Origin of the sequence: Methylobacterium sp. WL103 (genome assembly GCF_008039885.1) — a bacterium.
Classification (GTDB): Bacteria; Pseudomonadota; Alphaproteobacteria; order Rhizobiales; family Beijerinckiaceae; genus Methylobacterium; species Methylobacterium cerastii.
Map to the genome: position 1 here is coordinate 1 of NZ_VRUX01000922.1, position 1,183 is coordinate 1,183.

Annotated in this window: 1 protein-coding gene; it reads right to left on the bottom strand. The window is 74.0% G+C overall.

Features of this window, described 5'->3' with window-relative positions:
• Window positions 1-103 precede the first annotated feature (103 nt).
• The coding region (locus tag FV222_RS26725) for an MATE family efflux transporter (RefSeq protein ID WP_147816152.1) at window positions 104-1,183 on the bottom strand (1,080 nt) is incomplete at its 5' end.

Sequence of the window (1,183 nt, forward strand, 5' to 3'; positions counted from 1 at the left end):
ACCCGGCGCAGCGTTCAGCGCCGGGTCGAGGCGCTGCCGCCGGCCCCCGCCGCGCCGACCACATGGAAGGACCCGCGCTGAGGCGGTTAGCTCAGCCGCAGCTTCAGGCGCGGTCGGGCGAAAACGTCCGCCGGGCGAGGCCCGGATAGGCCAGGGCCTGCCCGATGCCGCGCGCGCCGAGGAAGCTCAGGAAGGCCAGCCACAGGCCGGCATTGCCGAGCTGCAGCCCCTGGACGAGGACCAGGGTGGCGCAATAGGCGGCGAGCGCGGCCAGCATCAGGTTGCGCATCGCCCGCGTCCAGGTCGCGCCGATGTAGATGCCGTCGTAGGCGAAGGGCAGCGCCGCGACGAAGGGGGCGGCCGCCGCCAGCGGCAGGTAGCGCCGCGCCACCGCGCGCACCGGCTCGCTCGTGGTGACGAAGTCGATGAAGGCGTGGCCCCCGAACAGCGCCAGCAGGCTCACGCCGAGGCCGAAGCCGAGGCACCAGCCCAGCGACAGCGCCGACGCCTTGCGGAACCCGCCGGCGTCGCGCCCGCCCACCGCCTGCCCGCATAGGGCCTCGGCGGCCGTGGCGAAGCCGTCGAGGAAGAACCCGCCGATCAGAAAGAGATTCCACAACACCGCGTTGGCCGCGAGCACCGCGTCGCCCTGGCGTGCGCCGAGCGCCGAGAACAGCACGATGCCCGACACGAGCGCCAGCGTCCGCACGATCACGTCGCCGTTGACCGCGAGCGTCCGCTTCAGGGCGACGGGGTCTCGGATCTCGGACCACGGCACCCGCCAGGGCTTCGAGCCGAGGCGCACCAGGATCACGAGGCCGAGAGCCAGGCCGGCGGCTTCCGCGATCACCGTGGCGAGGGCGGCGCCGGCTAGGCTCAGGTCGAGGCCGAGCACCAGGGCCAGCGTCAGGCCGATGTTCACGACGTTGATCGCCACCTGCAGCAGCAGGCCGAGATCGGTGCGGCCGCGCCCGAGCACCGAGCCGAGCACGGCGTAGTTCGCCAGCGCGAACGGCGCCGAGAGGATGCGGATGTGGACGTAGGTGGCGAGCCCGGCGATCACCGCGGGGCTCGCGCCGGTGATCCGGAAGGCCGCCGCCGCGATCGGCCCCTGCAGGACGACGAGGACGATCCCCGCGACGAGCCCGGCCGCGAGGGCGCGCGCCAGCGTCCGGTCGACCTC